Origin of the sequence: Streptomyces litchfieldiae, from assembly GCF_031845365.1 — a bacterium.
Lineage (GTDB): Bacteria > Actinomycetota > Actinomycetes > Streptomycetales > Streptomycetaceae > Streptomyces > Streptomyces litchfieldiae.
In genome coordinates this window covers 98,744-119,625 of record NZ_JAVREL010000023.1, presented here as the reverse complement: position 1 = coordinate 119,625, position 20,882 = coordinate 98,744, and the positions used below count along the sequence as shown (strand labels likewise).

At 69.7% G+C, this 20,882-nt stretch carries 23 protein-coding genes and 1 pseudogene; 21 read left to right on the top strand and 3 right to left on the bottom strand.

What is annotated here, in order from left to right; translation table 11 throughout:
* Window positions 1-218 precede the first annotated feature (218 nt).
* The 4 genes and pseudogenes from RM590_RS29985 to RM590_RS29970 all read left to right on the top strand — a co-directional run.
* Window positions 219-397, top strand: a pseudogene (locus tag RM590_RS29985) (transposase); the annotation flags it as partial.
* A 228-nt stretch (window positions 398-625) separates the two neighbouring features.
* Window positions 626-1,096: a helix-turn-helix domain-containing protein gene (locus tag RM590_RS29980; RefSeq protein WP_311707895.1), complete on the top strand. Its 471-nt coding sequence runs from the start codon at window positions 626-628 to the stop codon at window positions 1,094-1,096.
* Window positions 1,093-1,767: an IS630 family transposase gene (locus RM590_RS29975; protein ID WP_311707904.1), complete on the top strand. Its 675-nt coding sequence runs from the start codon at window positions 1,093-1,095 to the stop codon at window positions 1,765-1,767. Before RM590_RS29980 ends, RM590_RS29975 begins: the two co-directional genes overlap by 4 nt.
* A gap of 133 nt (window positions 1,768-1,900) precedes the next feature.
* Window positions 1,901-3,082, top strand: coding sequence for an ISAs1 family transposase (locus RM590_RS29970; protein WP_311707894.1), 1,182 nt, complete (start codon window positions 1,901-1,903; stop codon window positions 3,080-3,082).
* A gap of 240 nt (window positions 3,083-3,322) precedes the next feature.
* Here the strand turns inward: RM590_RS29970 and RM590_RS29965 are convergent, their stop codons facing one another.
* Both RM590_RS29965 and RM590_RS29960 read right to left on the bottom strand, forming a co-directional pair.
* Entirely contained in the window at window positions 3,323-3,745 is a 423-nt protein-coding gene (locus RM590_RS29965) for a hypothetical protein (RefSeq protein ID WP_311707893.1), read from the bottom strand.
* Window positions 3,746-3,756: 11 nt separating this feature from the next.
* On the bottom strand, window positions 3,757-4,101 hold the full coding sequence (locus RM590_RS29960; protein ID WP_311707892.1) for a hypothetical protein: 345 nt from the start codon (window positions 4,099-4,101) through the stop codon (window positions 3,757-3,759).
* A gap of 414 nt (window positions 4,102-4,515) precedes the next feature.
* On the opposite strand from RM590_RS29960, the gene RM590_RS29955 reads away from it, so the two are divergent.
* Both RM590_RS29955 and RM590_RS29950 read left to right on the top strand, forming a co-directional pair.
* Complete coding sequence (locus RM590_RS29955; RefSeq protein ID WP_311707891.1) at window positions 4,516-6,258, top strand: hypothetical protein; 1,743 nt, start codon at window positions 4,516-4,518, stop codon at window positions 6,256-6,258.
* Between the two features lie 63 nt (window positions 6,259-6,321).
* Window positions 6,322-6,861 (top strand): helix-turn-helix domain-containing protein, encoded by a 540-nt coding sequence (locus tag RM590_RS29950; protein WP_311707890.1) that lies wholly within the window; start codon window positions 6,322-6,324, stop codon window positions 6,859-6,861.
* 175 nt (window positions 6,862-7,036) lie between these two features.
* Here the strand turns inward: RM590_RS29950 and RM590_RS29945 are convergent, their stop codons facing one another.
* Window positions 7,037-7,540: a hypothetical protein gene (locus tag RM590_RS29945; RefSeq protein ID WP_311707889.1), complete on the bottom strand. Its 504-nt coding sequence runs from the start codon at window positions 7,538-7,540 to the stop codon at window positions 7,037-7,039.
* 971 nt (window positions 7,541-8,511) lie between these two features.
* Between RM590_RS29945 and RM590_RS29940 the strand changes: the two genes are divergently transcribed.
* From RM590_RS29940 to RM590_RS29870, 15 genes are all read left to right on the top strand, one after another.
* Window positions 8,512-8,961 (top strand): helix-turn-helix domain-containing protein, encoded by a 450-nt coding sequence (locus RM590_RS29940; protein ID WP_311707888.1) that lies wholly within the window; start codon window positions 8,512-8,514, stop codon window positions 8,959-8,961.
* Between the two features lie 2 nt (window positions 8,962-8,963).
* Entirely contained in the window at window positions 8,964-10,235 is a 1,272-nt protein-coding gene (locus RM590_RS29935) for a PBSX family phage terminase large subunit (protein ID WP_311707887.1), read from the top strand.
* A complete protein-coding gene (locus RM590_RS29930) occupies window positions 10,222-11,700 on the top strand; it encodes a phage portal protein (RefSeq protein WP_311707886.1) in 1,479 nt (492 codons plus the stop codon). The genes RM590_RS29935 and RM590_RS29930 overlap by 14 nt, the downstream gene beginning before the upstream one ends.
* A 61-nt stretch (window positions 11,701-11,761) precedes the next feature.
* Window positions 11,762-12,577 (top strand): alpha/beta fold hydrolase, encoded by an 816-nt coding sequence (locus tag RM590_RS29925; RefSeq protein ID WP_311707885.1) that lies wholly within the window; start codon window positions 11,762-11,764, stop codon window positions 12,575-12,577.
* Window positions 12,578-13,026: 449 nt separating this feature from the next.
* Window positions 13,027-15,318 (top strand): phage minor capsid protein, encoded by a 2,292-nt coding sequence (locus RM590_RS29920; RefSeq protein ID WP_311707884.1) that lies wholly within the window; start codon window positions 13,027-13,029, stop codon window positions 15,316-15,318.
* A 13-nt stretch (window positions 15,319-15,331) separates the two neighbouring features.
* On the top strand, window positions 15,332-15,559 hold the full coding sequence (locus RM590_RS29915) for an Rmf/CrpP fold protein (protein WP_311707883.1): 228 nt from the start codon (window positions 15,332-15,334) through the stop codon (window positions 15,557-15,559).
* A 632-nt stretch (window positions 15,560-16,191) separates the two neighbouring features.
* A complete protein-coding gene (locus tag RM590_RS29910; protein WP_311707882.1) occupies window positions 16,192-16,794 on the top strand; it encodes a hypothetical protein in 603 nt (200 codons plus the stop codon).
* A gap of 24 nt (window positions 16,795-16,818) precedes the next feature.
* On the top strand, window positions 16,819-17,817 hold the full coding sequence (locus RM590_RS29905) for a major capsid protein (protein WP_311707881.1): 999 nt from the start codon (window positions 16,819-16,821) through the stop codon (window positions 17,815-17,817).
* 5 nt (window positions 17,818-17,822) lie between these two features.
* A complete protein-coding gene (locus tag RM590_RS29900) occupies window positions 17,823-18,071 on the top strand; it encodes a hypothetical protein (RefSeq protein WP_311707880.1) in 249 nt (82 codons plus the stop codon).
* A 3-nt stretch (window positions 18,072-18,074) separates the two neighbouring features.
* On the top strand, window positions 18,075-18,479 hold the full coding sequence (locus RM590_RS29895) for a hypothetical protein (RefSeq protein WP_311707879.1): 405 nt from the start codon (window positions 18,075-18,077) through the stop codon (window positions 18,477-18,479).
* On the top strand, window positions 18,473-18,796 hold the full coding sequence (locus tag RM590_RS29890) for a hypothetical protein (RefSeq protein WP_311707878.1): 324 nt from the start codon (window positions 18,473-18,475) through the stop codon (window positions 18,794-18,796). Before RM590_RS29895 ends, RM590_RS29890 begins: the two co-directional genes overlap by 7 nt.
* Window positions 18,793-19,149: a hypothetical protein gene (locus tag RM590_RS29885; RefSeq protein ID WP_311707877.1), complete on the top strand. Its 357-nt coding sequence runs from the start codon at window positions 18,793-18,795 to the stop codon at window positions 19,147-19,149. The genes RM590_RS29890 and RM590_RS29885 overlap by 4 nt, the downstream gene beginning before the upstream one ends.
* Window positions 19,146-19,577: a minor capsid protein gene (locus RM590_RS29880; RefSeq protein ID WP_311707876.1), complete on the top strand. Its 432-nt coding sequence runs from the start codon at window positions 19,146-19,148 to the stop codon at window positions 19,575-19,577. The genes RM590_RS29885 and RM590_RS29880 overlap by 4 nt, the downstream gene beginning before the upstream one ends.
* Before the next feature lie 14 nt (window positions 19,578-19,591).
* Window positions 19,592-20,194 carry a phage tail tube protein gene (locus tag RM590_RS29875; RefSeq protein WP_311707875.1) on the top strand — a complete coding sequence of 201 codons (603 nt, stop codon included), beginning with the start codon at window positions 19,592-19,594 and terminating at the stop codon, window positions 20,192-20,194.
* Window positions 20,194-20,688 (top strand): DUF7426 family protein, encoded by a 495-nt coding sequence (locus RM590_RS29870; protein ID WP_311707874.1) that lies wholly within the window; start codon window positions 20,194-20,196, stop codon window positions 20,686-20,688. The genes RM590_RS29875 and RM590_RS29870 overlap by 1 nt, the downstream gene beginning before the upstream one ends.
* Window positions 20,689-20,882: the final 194 nt, after the last annotated feature.

Here is a 20,882-nt window from a genome sequence, read left to right as displayed (position 1 = left end):
TCCGGCAGGTCACCGCCCTCACCAAGCCCCAGAAGGACCTGCTGGCCAAGCTCGACGTCCCCACCCCGAAGCAGATCATCGCGCTCGAACCCACACCCCGCTGACCAGCACGAACACCAGCGCCTAGAGAAACGCCTCTCAGACGCCCTCACCCATGTCCACGCAGGTCAGACCCCAGATTCACCCCTCCAGGCCGCTGAATTACGCGGAACGCAGGCCGCAAGGCCATCGTCGAACCCGTCTTCGGACAGATCATGACCTGCCACAACGGCCGTCAGCTTCTCCTGCGCAGCGAGGACGGAGCCCGAGGAGAGTGGCGGCTGCTGGCCGCCTGCCACAACTTCCGCAAAGCCTTCCGGCACGCCGGAACCGCTGACTCGCCGCGGTGATCGCCTGACCGGCGCGGACACCGGCCCTACCCAGGCCGATTCCCGGACCGGCAGGACCGGCCACCGAACGCCGCGAGACACCGGCCGGCGACCACGAGCGATCCCGCCGATCACGACCACCCGCTCAGTTGCCCGTTACTGAGACACGCTCCTAGTAGAGTGTCGCTGCTAAATATCGTTGTTGTGGTAGACCGTTCGTGGCGGTCTTCCTCCTATCTGCCGCCAGGGGGCGTGTCATGGCGCGGTCGAGTTTGCCGTCGGTGAGATTGAGTGCTGACGATCGTGAATGGCTGACCCGGATCGTGCGGACCGGCGCGCATCCGGCGCAGGAGGTACGGCGCTCGCGGATCCTGCTGGAGTTGGACGAGAGCGTCGGTGAGCCGCCGGGCCGGCGCGCGGTCGCCGAGAGGGTCGGAGTCGACCCGCAGACGATCACGAACGTGGCCAGGGCATATATCGGGCATGATGGCGATGTCGGGGCCACGATCCGGCGTAAGAAGCGGTCCACGCCGCCGGTCGAGCCGATCGTGACCGGCGAGGTCGAGGCCAGGCTGATCGCGCTGGGATGCTCTACGCCCCCGGCAGGCAGGTCGCGATGGTCGCTGCGACTGCTGGAGAAGCAGGTCGCGCTGATGGACGACATGCCGGATCTGGACCACTCGACCATCGGGAGGATCTTTGAAAAACGGCGCTTCGTCCTCATCTGAAGAAGTGCTGGACCATCCCCGCCAAGGCAAACGGCGAGTTCGTCGCACGGATGGAAGACGTCCTCGACGTCTACGTTCGCCCCTACGATCCCGCCGTTCCGGTGGTCTGCATGGACGAGAAGCCCTACCAACTCCTCGATCACGCCCGCGACCCCATCCCCGCCGCTCCGGGGCGTGACCTGAAGGAGGACTCCGAGTACGTGCGTGGTGGGACCTGCTCGATCTTCGTGTGGGTCGAGCCACTGGCCGACCACCGCCGCGTCAACGCCCGCCGACAACGAACCCGCCTGGACTGGGCCGAGGAAGTCGACCAGCTGCTGACCTGCGACTATCCCGACGCGGAGAAGGTGGTGCTGGTCATGGACAACCTCAACACCCACACCATCGGCTCGCTCTACGAGACGTTCAAGCCTGCCAAGGCCCGCGAACTGGCCGCCCGTCTGGAGATCCACCACACCCCCAAGCACGGCTCCTGGCTCAACATCGCCGAGATCGAACTCGCCGCGCTCACCCGGCAATGCCTTGACCGCCGCATCGCCGATCTTGACGTCCTCAACGTCGAACTCGCGGCCTGGCAGCAAGCCACCAACGACGATCAACGCCAGGTCAACTGGCACTTCACCACCAGCGACGCAAGGACCCGACTCCGCCACCTATACCCCGAACTTTAGCGGCGACACTCTACTAGTCGCGTGACGCCCGGTTCGTGGTGAACTGCCAGCTCAGCGGTGCTCCCGGAACGTGACAGGCACGGGCTTCCAAGATCATGGAGTTCTCTACGTCCCGTGATCCGAGTGGAAGACCGTGCCTGCCGACGCATCATCGCTGATTCCGCCTGCCCTTGACCAACTCCGGGAGCATCCCGAGGTCGCGTCGCAGGAAGTCCCGGGCCTGCTGGAGCGGCTGGCCGAGGTACCGGACCCGCGTGACCCACGCGGGGTGCGTCACCGCTTGGCCGTCGTGCTCGCTCTCACCGCGTGCGCGGTGCTGGCCGGAGCGACCTCGCTGCTGGCGGTCGGCGAGTGGATCGCCGATGCCCCCGGGTATGTGCTGGAACAGGTCGGTGCGGATCCCGATCCGCTGCTGCCCAGGCGAGTCCTGCCCGCCGAGACCACGGTTCGCCGACTGCTGGCCCGCATCGACGGCGACGCGCTGGACCGGGCGGTCGGACGCTGGCTCGCCGACCGCCGCCCGAAGGCGGCCGGGCTACGCGGCCTCGCAGTGGACGGCAAGAGCCTGCGCGGCGCCGCAAAAGCGAACGGCCGCAAGATCCACCTGCTCGCCGCACTGGAACACGCCACTGGCCTGGTCCTGGGCCAGTTGGACGTCGGCGAGAAGACGAACGAGATCACCTGCTTCCAGCCGTTGCTGGACACCGTCGCCGACCTGGTTGGGACCGTCGTCACCAGCGACGCCATGCACACCCAACACGGGCACGCCGCCTACCTCCTCGGCCGCGGTGCCCACTACATCGTGATCGTCAAGGGCAACCAGAAGAAGCTGCGCCGACAGCTCAAGGCCCTTCCCTGGAAGGACATCCCGCTTCAGGGACGCAGCCGAGGAACCGGCCACGGCCGCTCGGAGATCCGCCGGATCAAGGCCGCCACCGTGAACAGCCTCCTCTTTCCCGGAGCCCGCCAGGCCATCCAGATCAAGCGCCGGCGCACCGACCGCAAGACCGGCAGGACCACCGTCAAAACGGTCTACGCCGTCACCAGCCTGACCGCCGAGCAGGCCACCGCAACCCAGCTCGCCGAACTCATCCGCGACCACTGGAAGATCGAGGCCCTGCACCACGTCCGCGACACCACCTTCGCCGAAGACGCCTCCCAACCACGGACCGGCAACGCGCCCCGCGCGATGGCCACCTGGCGCAACCTCGCCATCGGATCCCTCCGCACAGCCGGAGTGAAGAACATCGCGGCCGGACTCCGCCGCAACGCCCGCGACCCCCGCCGCCCCCTCGCTCTCCTCGGCCTCAAGTGATCACGAACCGGACGTCGCGCGACTACGCCGAAGCCCTGGCCGCAGACCGCCGGATCTTCATCCGGGAAATTGGCGTCCTCCCCGAGCTCGTGCAGTCTACCGCAGCCCAGTCCCGAGGGCCTGGACACCCTGCTTCCGCAGCCACCGTCCGCTAACGTTGCAGTCGAATACCTCACGCTCCCCACGCAATTCGAAACCCATCAGAGCCACTTCCGCGTGACGACGTCATCCGCAGCCCGGTTAACCGAATTCCGCCTGCGCCACCTCGAATCCAGACGCATCATCGTGCGGAATGGCATTCCACAGCGAAGTCGCCGACTCCCATACGACCTGCACCACGGGCAAATCAATCCCATCACCCGAGAGCGTGATAATCAACAGAGAGTCCGTTTCATTGATACGCCCGGAAATATCCTCTGCCGCTACCTGGGAAACCGAGTGTCGCACGATAGAGGGGCTGGAATGGAACTCAATTCGCGTACCCCCGGCCACTGCTGCTGATTCAGTCGATCCCAGCGACACCGAAGTCCACTCCTGCCCAGAGGACCTGTCATCCGTGAACACAGGACGACTCTGGGTGTTGAAGCTGTCCACCAGGAGATCAATCGCTTCATCAGGACTTATCCCGCCAGCGGCGCAGTAGAAGTTGATGTTGTACGTCACGACACTCCTCGCTATCCCACACTGCGAATCACGGCGATGTTGAATCCGTACTGCTGCTGCAGCCAGGCATCCTTCGCTTGCTGAGCAGCATTGTACGGAGACCCACCTGTCTTCGCCTCCACGTAGCCTAGGAGGTTCCCGTCCTTGTCCCAGACCCCTATGTCGAAGGTCCGCGGGCCGTGAGGAGTCGAAAACGTGAGGGCACCCCTATTCTCTCCATCGGTAACGACCGTCCTCCCGCGTTCCCTCAGGAAGGCTGCGACGTCGTCCCGGAATCCATCGCCTGCGGCTTTATTTATGAGGATCTGAGCCTGCGGTCCTTCAAGGTCGTTGATCGTGCCTCGGGTATCAACCACAAATCTCGGGCAAGACGAGTTGTGTACCAAGACGGGCGATTGCCCGGCAAGCACATAGTAACCGTGCCCTGGAAAGCGGCGGGGGCGCCGCACGGCTTGTGGCCGAACTCAGAGGCGGTGCCACCAGCAACGCGGATGGTGCGCCAGGTGGCGCCGCAGGTGCCGGTGGCGGCGTAGGGAACCCCGTTGCGGGTGATGGTGGCGGTGGTGGTCATGGGGGTTGCTCCCTTGGCTGGGGGGTGGTGCCGGGTGACGTCCGGCCGAACACCTTTACTGTACCTAGTTCACTTCCTGCGTGCAAGTCAACTCGGAAATGCAAGGAGAACTCTCGATCGACTTGTGTACTAGGTTCAGTTTCTTGTACGGTTGGCAGCGCCGGACGTCACCCGGCCCAATCGAAAGGGAGCAACCCCCATGAGTGACCGCATCTGGTCGAACACCAACAGCAATGAGCGGCTGTTTCACGGGTTCAGCGGCAGCAGTGAGCCGCGCGGCATGTGCAACCGCCGTATCCGGCCGGTCGATGGCCGCCGCAACGGGGAACCGCTGCTGACTGCCGAGGAGGTTCGCAAGCTGCCTCAGGCGAGCCTGTGCGAGCGGTGCGAGAAGCTCGCCGCCCGCGCCGAGAGCGTCGAGGCTTCCGACACCGAGCAGACCACCACGCCGGCCGACGAGCAGGGGCCGGCCGAGGAGCAGCGGCCCGAGTGGCGGACGTTGAAGGGTGCCGCCACGCCGTTCCGCATCCACACCCGTAACGGCAACCCGCTGGGCCGGCAGGGCACCCCCGGCGACGAGACCATGACCATCACGCACATGGAGACCCGCGCCGGCGGTCGGTACGGCACCACGACCGACGGCCGCGAGGTGTGGCTCGGTGGCACCGCCACGAAGGTGTGGTTCACCCCGGGCGCCGCGCCCGAGGCCGAGCCGAACGCCACCGACGCCGAGCGCTCCGTCGTTGCGGCCACCTTCGAGCCCGGTACGCACATCTCGGTGCCCCTCGGCCGTGCGCGAGTCGTCACCACCCGGGAAGAGCGCCCGTTGTTCGGCGTCGGGTCCTCCACCCACATCGTCTACCGCCTCGACGACGAGCCGGACGGCAAAGAGAGGCTGATCCCCGCCGACTCCCCGAGCCTTGACCGCCTGTGCGACGTCTGCGATCAGGTCGATGACGACTCGATGCCCGGGAACGGCATCACGTGTGGGTACTGCCTGGCCAAGCAGCGCGACGACGAGCAGCGCATCGTCGAAGGGGTCATCGTGGAGCACGCGGGCACGGCCGAGGGCAGCCTGCCCCGGCACGCCACGCACCCGGATGTCGTCGCCGCCCGTGCCGCGCTCGCCGAGGTGAAGCCGGCCCGGCTCACCGACGACATCGACACCCACCGGAGCGCCGACGAGCGCGACATCGACCGCAGTGTGCGCGGCTACATGCTCGACCCGCGCGGAAACGGTCGCGTTGCGGCGTACTGGATCGAGGGGGGACTGCACACCCGGCCCGACAGCGAGCCGCACACGGTCGAGCTCGGCTTTCTGCGGGATCGGTTCGAGCGCGCCGGCTGGACGGTTGAGCCCAAGAGCCTTACCTGTGTGTTCGCGTGGCGCCCGGACGGCGGCGACGCTGCCGAGCAGTCCCCGGCGCCTGAGCCGTCCACGGCTGCCGATCTGACCCCGATGGCCGACCGCAAGCTCGCGGAGAACCGTTGCGTGCACGACCAGTACGCGCGGCCCGACGTGTCCGGCGACCCGGTCACCGCGTGCGCCCGCAAGCGGCCCAACCAGGGCGCCGGCGTGTGGTCCGACGAGGGGTGCGTGTACGCGGCTGACTGCGCCGTAGACGCTGCCAACGAGGCGGCGCGGCTGAACGAGGAGGAGGAGCACCCGGCCGACGATCCGCTGTACGGGTGGGACCTGATGTGCCCGGACCACGAGAACGAGGAGCAGACGCACGACGGGTGCGAGGAGTGCGCGGCCGAGGACGAGCGCGACGCCGCCAAGGCCGAGCACGCCAGCACGGTCGAGGCCATCGAGGATGGCGAGCGCGCCGACGGCACATGGCGCGGCGGTTGGATCGCTGGCGCACCCGAGCCGCCCGCCGCCGCGCTGTTCGACGTCGGCGATGAGGATACCGGCGAGCAGGGTGCGCTCTTCGCCTAACGTCCCTCGTACGCCCGTCCCGCACCCCGCGGGGCGGGCCCGAGCGAACCGGGAGCACTCACAATGAGCACCGACACCCCGCACGAGCCGTACCCGCCGGCCGCGAGCGCCGGCCCCGTGCCGGGGCCCGAGGTGGCCGCCGCGATCCGCATTCTCTTGTCATACGTCGAGGAGCACGAAGCGGCCGACCCCCGCACCGCTTTGGCCGCGGCCGGCCGCGCGCGCCGCGCGTGGAAGCGCTGGGAACCGCGCGTCATCGAGCTCATCGTCACCAACCGCGAGGCCAAGGTGCCCGCCTCGACGATCGCCGACGAACTCGGCGTTTCCGAGTCGTACGTCTACCGCATCGCGCGCGAGTACAGCCGGTACACGTGGCGCCTTGACGTGCTCGACGTGGGGCACGACGGCGGTTGGCGCGAGTACCAGAGAGGCGACGACGTGGCCGAGGACCCCGCGCACCTGGTCGAGCCCGTCGTCGTCGAGGCCCTCGGCGACACGGCAGAGGCGACCACGGCGCGCGTCACCATCTGGCGCGCCAACGACGGCGAGCGCGCCGACCCGGTCCTGACGCAGGAGTGCCCCGCCCTGTCCGCGCCCGAGTAGACCACCACAAGAGCAGGCCCGCCTCGACGACGTCACCGCCGGGCGGGCCCTGACCAGACGGGAGCAACCCCCGTGGCTACGACTCACCCTAGGGCCTGTCGTTTGGATCTTCGCGCGATCCGGCAACGCAGCCAGGCGGGATGCCAGGGGCCCGCGAAGATCCAAACGACAGGCCCTAGCCAGCCGCTTCCCTCAGTAGACGCCGCAGCTCGGCGACGTCTCGCTCCAGCTCGACAAGTTGCTCGTAAAACATGGAACTTGCGGTCTCGTTCGCCGTGCCGCCACCCCGAGACGAAAGTCGATCGCGCCACCGTTCTCGCCACGAACGTCGCTGACGAGCGCGCGCGTCAAGCAGTAGGCGGTGCTGCTGGAACCCTCGGTAGGTCCTGATGGCATGAAGCACCGGGCCGATGGCGAAGAACATGTTGATCATCTCCACCCTTCCGGACTTCTGTGTGACGGACTCTCGGTCGCCGAAGAGCAGGGACATATGGTCGTGCATCACGTCCTGAGCAGTGAGTAGCGAGTCATAAACGATCCCCCATCGGGTCTGAGGATCGGCCTCCGCCAGGGGTGGGGCGGGCAGTGCGGACAACAGGCGCTCGGCTACAAGCGGTTCGGGGTCGCTGACCGACCACTCGCCGTCCAGACTCATCGTGGGCAACTTCACGTAGACCATGCCGCCGATCGTAGAGAGGACGTAACGGGACCCCTCCCCGTCTCGAACTCGCACCACACGACCTAGCCCCGCCCCCGCGCCGACCCCACCGGCCGCCGGCCGCCGGCAAGACCATCAGCGTTCGCGTTGACGAGCCACTACACGATGACCTCGCCGTGCTCATGGCGTGCGGTATGACGGCGTCGGACGCCGTACGACACGCCGTTGACATCGTGGCTGCCATCTACCGCAACGCATGGGCGCTCGGCGCTTACCCCGAGTACGTCGCCCCCGTGATCGAGTCGGCGAACCTCACCCCGTATGACCCGTATGACAGCGCCCGACGCTCTGACCAGGACGTATGACGGGCGTCGGACGCTGTGCATCCTCTGGCCAAGCGAGGATGGGCAGCGTCCGACGGCATTCCGGAGCAAGGGCATTCATTCTCGCCAGGCGTCACGCAAGCGGCGAAGAGCCCGGATCGCGCGCACTGCCTTGTCAGACAGCGCAGGTATCTGATCCAGGACGTACCCAAGGATGAGGACGCATCCGGCGAGGACTGCGACGACGGCCACCGCCCACCCGACCGCTTCCATGCGGATCGTTCACCTTCCCCTTCTCGGGGCGGTCGATCCGACGGGGCAGGCTCGGACCAACCGCCACATTGGCGATCACGCCGAGTCCCTGCTCAGTACAGCGAATCTCGTTCTTGCTGGGTACTGCATGGACTTGCGAGCTACTCAAGCGAATGCAGCACCACTCCTGCGTCTAGGCGACCGATGTACTGAGCATCGGTCGCCCGCGCTCAGCAGTATGTACCGAGATGGGGGAGGCCACAAAACGAGACTTGCCTCGTTACCGTTTCGTGATCTAAAGTGGTTGGCGCCTCCGGCGTGCCCGGAGCACCACGACGAACAACCCCCGCGCGCCCCGCGGCCGAATCCCCCTCGGCCGCGGGGCGCTTGCTATGCCCGCCGCCGGGAGGTGAGATCGTGGCCGACCCGATCACCCCCGCGGAACGGGCCGAGGTGCGCCACCGGCACGCCGCCGGCGAGAGCCGCAACGCCATTGCCCGCGCCATCGGCCGCGCGCCGGCGAGCGTGTCGAAGATCGCCACGCAGGAAGGCTTGCGGTTCGAGGGCGGCGCGCGCGTCGCGCCGGCCACCGAGGCGCGCCGCGCCGATGCCGCCGCCCGCCGCGAGCAGCTCGCCGCCGACGCCCTCGACGCCGCCCTCGCCCAGGTCGCCCGCGCCGATGGGTCCGACACGGCGCGCGATGCGCGCGACCACGCCACGGCCGCCCGCGCGCTCACGGAGGTGCACGCGCGCGTCACGGAGCTCGCCCGCGGCACCGGCCACGGCAGCCGCGGCGCGTCGATGCTCGACCGCCTCGCCGATGCGCTGCTCGGCCCGAACGGCGAGGAGACCAGCGGGGAGGGGTGAGCATGACGGCCGCGCCCCCGCTGTCCGAGAAGCAGATCCGTTCGATTCGCGAGGCGGCCGACGCGCGTATCTCCGTGTGGCACGGCGCCGTACGTTCCGGCAAAACCATTGCATCCCTGGTTGGGTTCCTGCTGGCCGTGCGGCGCGCGCCGGCGTCCGGGCTGCTGCTCGTCTGTGGCCGCAGCCTTCAGACGATCGAGCGCAACGTGCTTGAGCCGTTGCAAGACCCGTCTCTGTTCGGGGACGTGGCCGAGGAGGTGCACCACACCCGCGGCGCCACGGTCGCAACCGTGCTCGGCCGGACCGTCCATCTGATCGGCGCCTCGGATGCGCGGGCGGAGGGCAGGCTGCGCGGGCTCACGGCGTCGCTCGCGTACGTGGATGAGCTGACGTTGTTGCCCGAGGCGTTCTTCGTGCAGCTCCTCGCCCGCCTGTCTGTTCCGGGCGCTCGCGTGTTGGCGACCACGAACCCCGACGGCCCGCGGCACTGGCTCAAGGCGAGCTACCTCGACCGCGCCGAGCAGCTCGACCTGGCCGCGTTCCACTTCCGCCTGGACGACAACCCCAGCCTTTCGCCGGCGTACGTTTCCGCGCTGCGCGCCGAGTACGTCGGGCTATGGCGCCGGAGGTTCATTGACGGGGCGTGGGTGGCCGCGGAGGGCGCCGTCTACGACATGTACGACGAGGCACGGCACGTCGTCGGCGACCTCCCACCGATGCGCCGTTACTGGCTGGGGATCGACTACGGCACCACCAACGCCACCTCGGCCGTACTGCTCGGACTCGGCGATGACGACCACCTGTACGCCGCGGCCGAATGGCGCTGGGACTCCCGCACGAGGCACCAGCAACTCACCGACGCGCAGTACAGCGCCCGTATCCGGGCATGGCTCGACGCCCTCGACATCGTGCCCGCATGGACGTTCGTAGACCCCTCGGCCGCGAGCTTCATCACGCAACTGTGGGCCGACGGACACCCCAACATCGCCCGCGCCCGCTCCGACGTCCTCGACGGCATCCGCACCGTGTCAACCGCGCTCGGCGCCGGCGTGCTGCGCGTGCACCGCTCCTGTACCGGGCTGCTCGACGAACTACCCGGCTACGCAGGGGACCCGAAAGCCAGCGAAGCCGGCGAAGACCGGCCGCTCAAGCGCGACGACCACTCATGCGACGCACTGCGCTACGCCCTCCACTCCACCGCACACGAGTGGCGCCACCTGATCCCCGCACCCACCGCCGATACCGCCGAGGGGGTGAGCCGTGCCCCTGCCTGACAACGGCACCCCGTGGCCACCACCGGCGTTCGCACCCGAGTACCGCGACATGCGCCGTGATGACGCTTGGTACGCCGGCGACCGGCGACGGCTGGCCGAGGCGTACGCACGCGAGCCGCACCGCGCGGACGGACGCCGCCGGCTGTGGGGACGCCGCCCGCCCCAGCCGGGCCACCGTGACGAACGGCTGCACATCCCGTTGCCCGCGGACATCGCGCACGCCTCGGCCGCGCTGCTGTTCTCCGAACCCCCGACGTTCACCGTCGCCGACCCGGGCGCCCAGGCCCGCCTCGACGAGCTCGCCGACGCCGGCGGCGTGGCAAACACGCTGCTGGAAGCCGCCGAGATCGCCGCGGCATTGGGTGGGGCGTTCCTACGCGTGACGTGGGACGCCGAGCTCGCGCCGCGCCCGCTGCTGACGTCCGTACACCCCGATGCCGCCGTGCCCGAATTCCGGTTCGGCGTCTTGTCGGCCGTGACGTGCTGGCGCGAGCTGTCGAGCGACTCGGCGACGGTATGGCGTCACCTCGAACGCCACGAACCCGGCGCCATCCTGCACGGGCTCTACCAGGGCGACCGCGACCGCCTCGGCGTGCGCGTGCCGCTGACCGACCACCCCGACGTCGCCGAGCTCGCCGACTCCCTCACCACCGGCGACACCATCACCACCGGCATCGATCAACTCACCGCCGCCTACGTGCCCAACATCCGCCCCAACCGGAAGCGCCGCGGCTCGCCACTGGGCCGCAGCGACTACCAGGGCACACACGATCTGTTCGACGCCCTCGACACCACATGGTCATCGTGGCTGCGCGACATCCGCCTCGCCCGCGCCCGGCTGATCGTGCCCGCCGGATACCTCACGGACAACGGCCCCGGCCGCGGCGCCACGTGGGACGACGACCGCGAGGTGTGGCAGGCGCTCAACATCCCGCCCACCGAGACCGGCGGCGCCGGCATCACGTTGAGCCAGTTCGCGATCCGCGTGGAGGAGCACCGGGCCACGGCCGAGGCGCTCACGCGGCAGGCGGTCGAGTCCGCCGGCTACTCCGCGGCCACGTTCGGACTCGGCAGCGAGGGCGGGCCGGCCGTGACCGCTACCGAAGTCACCGCCCGCGAACGCCGCAGCATGATCACGCGCGACGTCAAGGCGCGTTACTGGTCGCCGGCGCTCGCCGACATGCTGCAGGTCATGCTCCGGCTGGACCGCGTCTTGGGGTTCTCCCGCGTCGCCGCCGAGGAACGCCCGCGTATCCGGTTCGGCGACGCCGTCAGCGAGGACCCCCGCGCCACGGCGGAAACCCTCTCACTGCTCGCACAGGCCCAGGCTGCCAGCGTCGCAACGCGCGTGCGTCTCCTGCACCCCGAGTGGGATGACACGGCCGTCGCCGAGGAAGTCGAGCGTATCCAGGTGGAAACCGGCGCCACGGTGCCCGACCCCATGCAGGCCGACGCACTTCCGTAAAGGGCCGCCGCCTCCCGAGATGACATGACAACGCCGCCCCTTTTGGAGTTGAGAAGTGAACATGCGAAAGAGAATTGCCGCTCTCGCGGTTGCGGCCGTGCTCGCCGGAACCCTCACGACGGCCGCCCATGCGCACGCCCCGACCCGGGAAAGGGCCGAGAGGGAATCGCGGGATTCCGCCCCGACGATTGTCCTGATGCATGGGGCGTTCGAGGACGCCACGGCATGGGCCGGCGTGACCCGCCGCCTTCAGAGTGCCGGATACCGCGTGATCGCTCCTGCCGTACCCCTGCGTGGCATCAGCGCCGATGTTGCCTACCTCGACAGCGTCATGCGGACCGTTCAGGGGCCCGTCGTGCTGGCCGGGCACTCCTACGGTGGCGTCATCATCAGCAGCCTTGCGGCACGCTATCCGGCCCGGGTGGCGGCGCTGGTCTACGTGGCCGCCCTCATCCCGCAGACCGGCGACACCATCAACGAACTACAGGTCCAGTTCCCTGGCACCACACTCGGCCCGGACACCACATACACGGCCGACTATCCGGGCGGCACCGACATGTACGTGCGCCCGGAGTCGTACCGGAGCGTGCTCGCCGGCGACCGCACAGCGTCGGATGCCGCAGTGGCCGCCGCCACGCAGCGGCCGTTGAACACCGCGGTATTCACCGAGGAGACAACGACCCAGGCACCCGCCGACATTCCAAAGTTCGCCATGATCGCGACGCGTGACCGTGCTGTGGTCCCCGCGGCCCAGCAGTTCCAGGCAGAGCGCGCGGGCGCCCGGATCTATCCCGTCTGCTCCGCTCACGACATGCCGGTGTCGCACCCGTCAGCGGTCGCGAGCGTGATCGAGGAAGCGGCGGCCGGGGCAGGGTGACGTGACGGGAATTCACTCATTGCTGCGCGCGGAAAATGATTCGCAATACCCGCTCGGCGCGCCTGCGAATCTCTTCACTTCTATGCCCCAAGCATAGGAAAACAACGACTGCGACGGTTAATGCGAAGAGCAGCGCCGCCCAGGCAGCCGCGCTATACAGGTTTGCCATGGCTAGGACGATACCCCGAACTCCGACCACCTAGGATAAACACCTAGACTTGCGCAATTCTATGTGTGTATGTAGAGTTGCACGGCGCGTGTGCTGGTCAGCGCACGATTCGAGGGATGGATTCCCGTAGTTGCAGGCCAGCGCAACGGGGTAGCAGTGATCGGTTTCTCAATTCGATCACGGCTCGAACTGCTGTAGTTTCTCCTCCTTTGCCCCGGTTACCTCGGCTGAGGTTTCCCTGACGTCGTTGTGGCGATTACGTCTTTGCCGGGGGTGGGTCATGCCGATTCATCCGGGCATGGTCGAGGACTTGTCGGCCGGCGTCGCCACCCTGTACGCCGACGCCGAGCAGCGCCTGCTCGCCGTCGTGGCCCGACAGCTCGCCGACGGGCTCGACGCACCGGGGTGGGCGGTGAACAAGCTCCGGGACATCGCACCGCTACGCCGCGCCGCGGCCGGCATCGTCGAGGCCCTCGCCACCGCCACCGAGCTGGAGGTCTTCGACGTCGTAGCCGAGGCGTTCAACACCGGGGCGCGCGCCGGCGTCGCCGAGCTCGGCGCCCTGGCCGACGACGACGCCCGGCGCATCGCCGAGACCACCCCCAACACGCGCGCGGTTGACCGGCTGGCGATGGAGACGGTTCAACTCGTCACCGCCACGCACCGCGGCATCCTGCGAGGAGTCGAGGACGGTTACCGGCAAGTGGTCGCGGAGTCGTCCGCAACGCCGCTGCTCGGCATCGACACCCGCCGGCAGGCCACACAAGCGGCCATGTCCAGGTTCGCCGACCGCGGTCTGCGCACGTTCGTCGATATTTCCGGCCGCGCGTGGCAGATGACGAGCTATGCCGAGATGGCCACACGTACGGCCGTCGGGCGGGCCGCGGTCGAGGGGCACGCCGACCGGCTGCGCGCTGCCGGCTTGTCGTTGGTGATCGTCTCCAACGCGCCGCACGAATGCCCGCTGTGCCGGCCGTTCGAGGGTGAGGTGCTGGCCCTCGACGGGCCCGGCGGCGCCCGCACCATCGAGGCCGAGCACGCGACCGAGGACGGCCGCACGGTCGAGGTTCGGATCGCCGGCAGCGTCGAGGAAGCGCGCCAGCGCGGTTTCCAGCACCCGAACTGTAGGCACTCCCTGTCGGCATATCTGCCCGGGGTGACCACGCGCCCGGTTGAGCACAGCAGCGACCCCGACGGGTACGAAGCCACTCAACGGCAACGCGCGATTGAACGCGGTATCAGGCGATGGAAGAACCGCGCTGCCGCGAGCCTGACCCCGGAAGGCCGGCGCGCGGCCGAGGCCCGCGTGCGCGACTGGCAAGGCAAGATGCGTGACCACCTGGCCGAGCACCCCGAGCTCATCCGCCGCCGCGAACGCGAACGCATCGGCGCCGGCAACCTCCCCTCGACCGCGCCGCCCCCGCCGACCGAGGCGATACAGGCCGCCCGCGTGCGCGCCAGCGACGCGCAGACCCTACGCGAGATGAGCGACGAGCACCTCGCCGCCGCCACCCGCCCCGGCGCCCTCGACGAACGCGACCTGGATCGGATCGCCGGCGAGGCCGACCGGCGCGATACGGCCGCGCTGCTTGACCGCATCCGCCCCGGCGGCGCCCTCGCCGAGGACCTCACGCCGTTCAGCGACGACGAACTCGCCGCCGTCTTCCCGCACCTGAACGACGGCGAGTTGCTGCGCGCGATGACCGAGCTCGACCGGCGCGACCTCGACGCGGGAATGCCCGGCGCCCGGCGCGACCTGATCGGCATGTCCGACGCCCAGCTCGCCGAACGCGCCCGCGAGCACGCCCGCCGCGGCAACGATGCCGAGCTCGCCGCCATCGCCGCCGAGGCCGACCGCCGACAGCTCCTCGCCGAGGTGTTCCCCGGCGGGCAACTCGCCGCGAACCTCGCCGAGCTCGGCGACGAGGTACTCGGCTGGGCCGTGCGCTACGCGACGCCGGACCAGGCCGGGCGGATCGCCGCCGAGTTCGACCGCCGATACCCGCCCGACCCGCCGCCGGCCGCCACGCCGAGCACCCCGCCGCCGACGCCGCCCGGCACGCCGGGCGCGCCCACGGTCGCCGGGCTGCTCGATGACCGGGCCGCCCTCGACGAGCAGCTCGCGCCGATGCCCGACCCGGACGGGTGGGGTTACTGGGCCCTGTCGGAGGAGGAAGCGCGCGAGCGCGACCGGTTCGCCGGCATGTCCGCGATCGAGCGGCGGCTCGCCGAGCAGGAAGAGGCGCAGCAGTCCGCCCAAGCTGCCTACACTCGCGCGCAAATACGCCAGATGTACGAGGACCACATCTATCGGCAGTACCTCGCCGCCGAGGACGAGCTCAGGGGCGAGCTGCTGTCGCGTCGGGCCGAGGCGGACGGCGTTGACCCGATGAGCTTGTTCAGCGGGCCCGCGCACATCGCCTACGCCCGCGCGTCCGAGGAACTGCAACGGTGGTGGCAGGACAACCCGCGGGTTACCTTGGTGGAGTTCACCGAGCAGGTAACCGGGCAGGCCAGCAGCGCGGCGGAGACCGCGCGCCGCTCCCGGAACCAGCAGAACTACCGGCTCTGACAGGGGGTGTGCGATGGGTCCGCGTGAGCCGCTGGTGCGCGCTCTGGCCGAGGGCAACGTCGCCGGCCGCGAGGACCGCGCCGCCGGCCAGCCGCCCCGCCCGGCGTGTCCCTATCCGCGCGGGGATCTACGCCGCGCCGCCTGGACGCGCGGCTACATCAAGGCCAACCCCCCGACCATCCACGACGACGGGATGCCCCCCGCGACTACAGCTCAGAAGCTGCCGAACCCCACGCCGTAACTGCTGTGGTGGGACGTACCGCGCGGCTTCTCGTCGCCATCTGACGACGGGTATGGATCACTGGATGGGAAAGGATCATCGTAGTGATCCGGTGCGTTCGAGGACTCTTGTTCGCGCCGCCGCTCTTCCTCCCTGCGCCATCGTTCCTCTTCCTGGCGCCGTCGTTCCTGTTTCTGAGCAGCCAGCCGTGACTCGATCTCTTCGAACACTGGCCTGTATGCCTCGGTCACCTCTCGACAACGGTGCTCAGCCTTTTTAAGGCGACGGGTCGAGCCAGGTATCAACCGTCGCCACGTGCGGCGCCTCTCGCGCAACAGCCTCAGCTCCGCTTCTGCCGACCAAGCGGCGGCTTCGAATCGTCGTGTCGCTGTCCTCCACCTGTCCCGTTCGGCGTCGGTGCCCGGTACGTCCAATGCCTCCCAGGACGAAATGCCAATTCCACTTAGCAAGGTCCGATAGCTTTCCGACATAGCGGCTCGCCTCCTTCATGCCTACTCCGTTCCCTTCCCTCTTTCATGGACGAGGCACCACTCGATCGCGATCCATTGCCAAAGATCATTTGACGACTATCCGTACTGGCCCGCCATGGTGCGGGCCGTTTTCATGCCCGAACACGGACCGGAGGCACCGCCATGCCCGACGACACCATCGCCGCAGACAGCACCGCGACCGGCACCGGGACGACCCCGGACACGATCAACAACACCGCCACCGACACCGGCGGCCGGCCGGCCGCCGACCCGAACGACCCGAAGCTCGCCGCCGCCGAGCAGCGCGCCGAGGAGACCGCCGAGGAGCGCGACCAGTTGCGCGCCGCCCTCGACGCCGTGCAGAAGGCGCTCAACCCTGATGCCGAGGGCGAGCAGGACCCCGCGGCGCTGGCTGCCGCCGTCGAGCAGCGCGACGCGCAGATTGCCGACCTGACGGTGCAGCTCCGCACGGCCCGCGTGGAGCTGGCCGCCTACCAGGCCGCCGCCGGCATGGGGGCGCGCGCCGACCGGCTGCTCAACTCCCGGGCGTTCGTTGAGCAGCTCGCCCGCCTGGACCCGGCCGCGGCGACGTTCGCCGATCAGTTGGGCGATGCCATCAAGGCTGCCGTCGAGGGCGACCCGGAGCTGTACCGCGCCGGCCCCGGCGGGCCGCCGCGCGGCGGCGCGGAGTTCAACGGCCCGCCCGCCGGCGACAAGAGGCCAGCCACCCTTCACGACGCCATCGCCGCCCGTATGAGCGGCTGACCCCAGATCAGGAGAGATCCGCCCATGGCTATCACTTTGGCCGATGCCCGGCTGAACACCCTCGACGACATCGAAATGCAGGTCATCGACGAGTTCCGCAAGAGCAGTTGGTTGCTGGACAACCTGACGTTCGACGACTGCGTATCGCCGGCCGGCGGGGGCGCAACCCTGACCTACGGGTACACGCGGCTGGTGACCGAGCGGGGCGCCGGCTTCCGCAAGTTCAACGAGGAGTACCCCAAGGAGCAGGCGAAGCGGCAGCGCTACACCGTCGATCTCGGCCCCCTCGGCGGCGCGTTCGAGGTCGATCGCGTGCTCGCCACCCTCGGCCCGGCCGCCACGAACGAGACGACGTTCCAGATGACGCAGACGATCAAGAGCGCTCGGGCGTTCTTCTCCGATCAGGTCATCAACGGCGAGCGCGTCACCACCCCGAACGAAGAGGAAGGGTTCGACGGGCTCGACGTGGCGCTGGCCGGCTCAACGACCGAGATGAACGCCGGCTCGTCGCTGGACTGGACCGGCGCCGCCCTCGGGGATGACCGCGGCGCGGCAAACGACGCGCTCGACGTCCTCGACGAGTTCCTCAGCCTGCTCGACGGCACCCCCGCGGCGCTGCTCGGCAACAAGAAGACGATCGCCCGGGTTCGGTCGCTGGCGCGGCGCGCCGGCTACTACGACCGCACGCAGGATGCGTTCGGGCAGAACGTCGAGAGCTACAACGGGATCGCGCTCGTGGACCTCGGCGCCAAGGCCGGCAGCGAGGCGCCCGTCATCCCCGTTGAGGCGCGCGAACTCGACGGCGGGAGCGTGACCGGGGTGTCGGACCTGTACGCCGTCAGGCTGGGGCTGGACGGCTTCCACGGGGTGTCCACCGTCGGCGGGCAGCTCGTGCGGCAGTGGCTGCCGGACTTCTCCACCGCCGGCGCGGTGAAAACGGGCGAGGTCGAAATGGGGCCCGTGGCCGTGGCGCTCAAGGCCACCAAGGCGGCGGCCGTGCTGCGCAACATCAAGGTTCAGTGATCGCCATGCGCTATCGGATCACCTCCCCCACCCCGGGGGCGCGCGGCAGGGTCGCCGGCGTTGCGTTCACCGACGGCCGCGCCACCATCGACGACCCCCCGGCCGGCGCGCTGCTGTACTTCCGCCGCCGCGGCTACACCGTCGAGCAGCTCGACGACACCGGACCGCCCGGCACCCGCAAGACCGCCACCGACGACGGCCCACCCGGCACCAAGCCGGCGGGCCGTTCTCCTGCCCGCACTCGCAGGGGGTGAGCCATGGCCGGCCGCGTGTACGCCACGCCCGAGCAGCTCGCCGCGTGGACCGGCCAGCCGCCGCCGGATGCCGGCCGGTTGCTGGCGCGCGCGTCCGAGGACATCGACAGTGCGCTGCTGACCGCGGTCTATGCCGCCGACCCTTCCGGCTACCCCACCCGGGCGCGCGTGCGCGATGCTCTCGCCGACGCCACGTGCGCCCAGGTCGAGCAGTGGCTCGCCACCGGATCGGACGGCGTCACGACGGCCGAAGCGTGGGACTCCGTTTCGATCGGGCCCGTGTCGCTGTCCGGGCGCAGCAGCACCACGCCGCCCACGGCCACGGTTGCCGGCGTCGAGCTCGCCCCGCGCGCCTACCGGGCGTTGCACCGCGCCGGGCTGTTGCCGGGCGAGGTGACCACGTGGTGACCCGCGTACCGGGGTGGTTGCTGCGCCACCGGATCACCGTGGAGCCCTACCTGGGGGACTCCGCCCACGGCCCGCGCTACGGGCCGGCCGTCGAGGGGATACCCGCGCTGGTCGCCGCCACGCATCGGCAGCTCACCGACACCGACGGGCGCGAGGTCATCGCCACGGCACAGATCATCGCCGCCCCCGGGCTGCACTGCCCGCCCGGTTCCCGCGTCACGTTGCCTGACGGCCGCGCCACGCGCGCGCTCTCCGTCGGCGACCACTCCGCGCCCGGCCTACCCGTCCCGGCATCGGTGGAGGTGATGTGTCAATGAGCCCTCAGCGTGCCCGCCTCGACTGGAACGGCGAGGCCGTCGTCGACGCCGTGCGCGAGGCCGCCGCCCGCGGGCTGCTGCTCGGCGCCGAGCACATCCTTACCGAGGCGCGCCGGGTCGTGCCCATCGCCGAGGGCACCCTGGAACGGAGCGGCGCCGCGAGCGTGGACGAGCAGCAGCTCGCCGCCGCCGTCTCCTTCGACACCCCGTACGCCGTCCGGGTGCATGAGGACATGACCGCCCGGCACTCCCCCGGCCGCACCGCCAAGTACCTGGAGCGGCCGGCGGTCGAGCAGGCCGCTGTCTTCCGCGCCCTGGTCGCCGCTGAGGTGAGGCGGGCGCTGCGCGGATGAGGTACTCCGTCGATCTCCTCGACGGTCTCGCCCGCCTCCTCGATGCCGCCGGCGTCGGGACCTACCGGCCGGCCAGCGTCTACACCGCGGGCGAGACCGCAATCACCATCGCCGCCGCCCCACCCGAACCCGAGCGCGTCATCGTCCTCACGGCCTACCCCGTGGCCGAGTCGCCCGCGCTGACGGACACCACCACCGGCGTGCAGGTGCGCACCCGCGCCGGCACCGACCCGCGCGACGTCGAGGCCCTCGACGAGGCCGTCTTCGACGTGCTGCACGCCGCCGGCCCCTTCACGTTCGGCACGGCGCGCGTCCAGCTCATCTACCGCACGTCGGGCGCGCTGCTCGGCCCCGACGCGAACGGCCGCATGGAGCGGACCGCCAACTACTACGCCCGCGCCCACCGGGCGCACCCCCGCCTCGAATGACTGGAGGAACGTTCATGTACCCGTGGCACAAGCCCACCCCGCCGACGCCGGACCGGCCGGAGCAGCCGGCCGAGACCGTCACCGCCCTCGCCCGCCGGTACCGCCTTGAGGTGGACATGGTCCCCACCGGCAGCGCCACCGCCCCCCGCTGGACGCTGGTCCCGGGGATCACCGAGTTCACGCCGACGGCCGAGCCGACCATTCAGGACGTGTCCACGTACGACACGGATGGCTGGGCGGAGCAGGCAAAGACCATGCTCACGTGGCAGATCGAAATGACCCTCGCCCATCGCGCCCACCCCCGAACCGGGCAGTTCAACGGCGCGCAGGAGTTCCTGCGGCGCGCGGCGCTCGCGTTCGGCGCCGCGTCCTACGTGCACGTCAGGTTCTACGACCGGTTCGGCGCGCAGGACGCGCACGAGGGATCGGCGCTGGTGACGTGGGAGCCGGAAGGCGGCGGGCCGGATGAGGTGGACACCATCAGCGTGACCCTGTCCGGTTCCGGCCCGCTGGTGCCCATCGCCAACCCCGCCGGCGTCGTCACGCTGCGCCCGAACACCGAGCCGACGTTCGCCGGCGACGACGACGGCCCCGAGGTGCCAGGGGTGGCCGGCTGATGGCGACGTTCGAGGCGCTCGGCGAGCTGCTCGACGAAACCCTCACGCTGCCCGTCGCCGGCAGCACGTACACGATTCCGGCGCCGAGCGCCGAGGTAGGTCTGCGGACACAGGCGATCATCCAGGCCGCCGCCAAGGCCGCCCAGGGCGGCGAGGCCGACGCCGAGCTGCTCGACGACGCCGCCGAGCGCGATCTGTTCGCCGAGGTGCTCGGCGAGACGTACCCGCGGATGATCGCCGACGGCGTCTCATGGCCGGCGCTCAAACACTGCGCGCTCACGGCGATGATCTGGATCGCGTCCGGCACCGAGCAGGCCGAAACCTACTGGCGCACCGGCGGCGACCCTTCCCGGGCAGCCCCGCCCAACCGAGCCACGCGCAGGGCGCTGGCCCGATCGGGCGGGGCGAACGCGACGAAGTCTCGGGCCTCTACGAGTGGTACGAGTACCCGCCCGGCACCCACCCCCGCCACGCACGCGCCGCCGACGGGCTGAGCTGGGTCACGCTGCTCGACCACTGGCCGCTGATCGAGGCCGATCTACACGAACACTTCGGGCTCGACGTCGGCGACCGCGAGCTACTGCGCGCCCGTACCTGGCGCTGGCTGCGCGTGCGGATTCTCGCGCTGCTCTCGACGGATTCTCGGCTCACGCGCGCCACCGCGCCACCCCCCAAACGCACACGCCAG

Bases quoted from the DNA above. Each gene is read 5' to 3' on its own strand.
- RM590_RS29895 (WP_311707879.1), top strand. From the start codon at position 18,075: ATGGCCGGCCGCGTGTACGCCACGCCCGAGCAGCTCGCCGCGTGGACC.
- RM590_RS29920 (WP_311707884.1), top strand. From the start codon at position 13,027: ATGCCGATTCATCCGGGCATGGTCGAGGACTTGTCGGCCGGCGTCGCC.
- RM590_RS29875 (WP_311707875.1), top strand. From the start codon at position 19,592: ATGTACCCGTGGCACAAGCCCACCCCGCCGACGCCGGACCGGCCGGAG.
- RM590_RS29905 (WP_311707881.1), top strand. From the start codon at position 16,819: ATGGCTATCACTTTGGCCGATGCCCGGCTGAACACCCTCGACGACATC.
- RM590_RS29980 (WP_311707895.1), top strand. From the start codon at position 626: ATGGCGCGGTCGAGTTTGCCGTCGGTGAGATTGAGTGCTGACGATCGT.
- RM590_RS29880 (WP_311707876.1), top strand. From the start codon at position 19,146: ATGAGGTACTCCGTCGATCTCCTCGACGGTCTCGCCCGCCTCCTCGAT.
- RM590_RS29900 (WP_311707880.1), top strand. From the start codon at position 17,823: ATGCGCTATCGGATCACCTCCCCCACCCCGGGGGCGCGCGGCAGGGTC.
- RM590_RS29945 (WP_311707889.1), bottom strand. From the start codon at position 7,540: ATGGTCTACGTGAAGTTGCCCACGATGAGTCTGGACGGCGAGTGGTCG.
- RM590_RS29935 (WP_311707887.1), top strand. From the start codon at position 8,964: ATGACGGCCGCGCCCCCGCTGTCCGAGAAGCAGATCCGTTCGATTCGC.
- RM590_RS29955 (WP_311707891.1), top strand. From the start codon at position 4,516: ATGAGTGACCGCATCTGGTCGAACACCAACAGCAATGAGCGGCTGTTT.
- RM590_RS29950 (WP_311707890.1), top strand. From the start codon at position 6,322: ATGAGCACCGACACCCCGCACGAGCCGTACCCGCCGGCCGCGAGCGCC.
- RM590_RS29910 (WP_311707882.1), top strand. From the start codon at position 16,192: ATGCCCGACGACACCATCGCCGCAGACAGCACCGCGACCGGCACCGGG.
- RM590_RS29870 (WP_311707874.1), top strand. From the start codon at position 20,194: ATGGCGACGTTCGAGGCGCTCGGCGAGCTGCTCGACGAAACCCTCACG.
- RM590_RS29925 (WP_311707885.1), top strand. From the start codon at position 11,762: ATGCGAAAGAGAATTGCCGCTCTCGCGGTTGCGGCCGTGCTCGCCGGA.
- RM590_RS29915 (WP_311707883.1), top strand. From the start codon at position 15,332: ATGGGTCCGCGTGAGCCGCTGGTGCGCGCTCTGGCCGAGGGCAACGTC.
- RM590_RS29885 (WP_311707877.1), top strand. From the start codon at position 18,793: ATGAGCCCTCAGCGTGCCCGCCTCGACTGGAACGGCGAGGCCGTCGTC.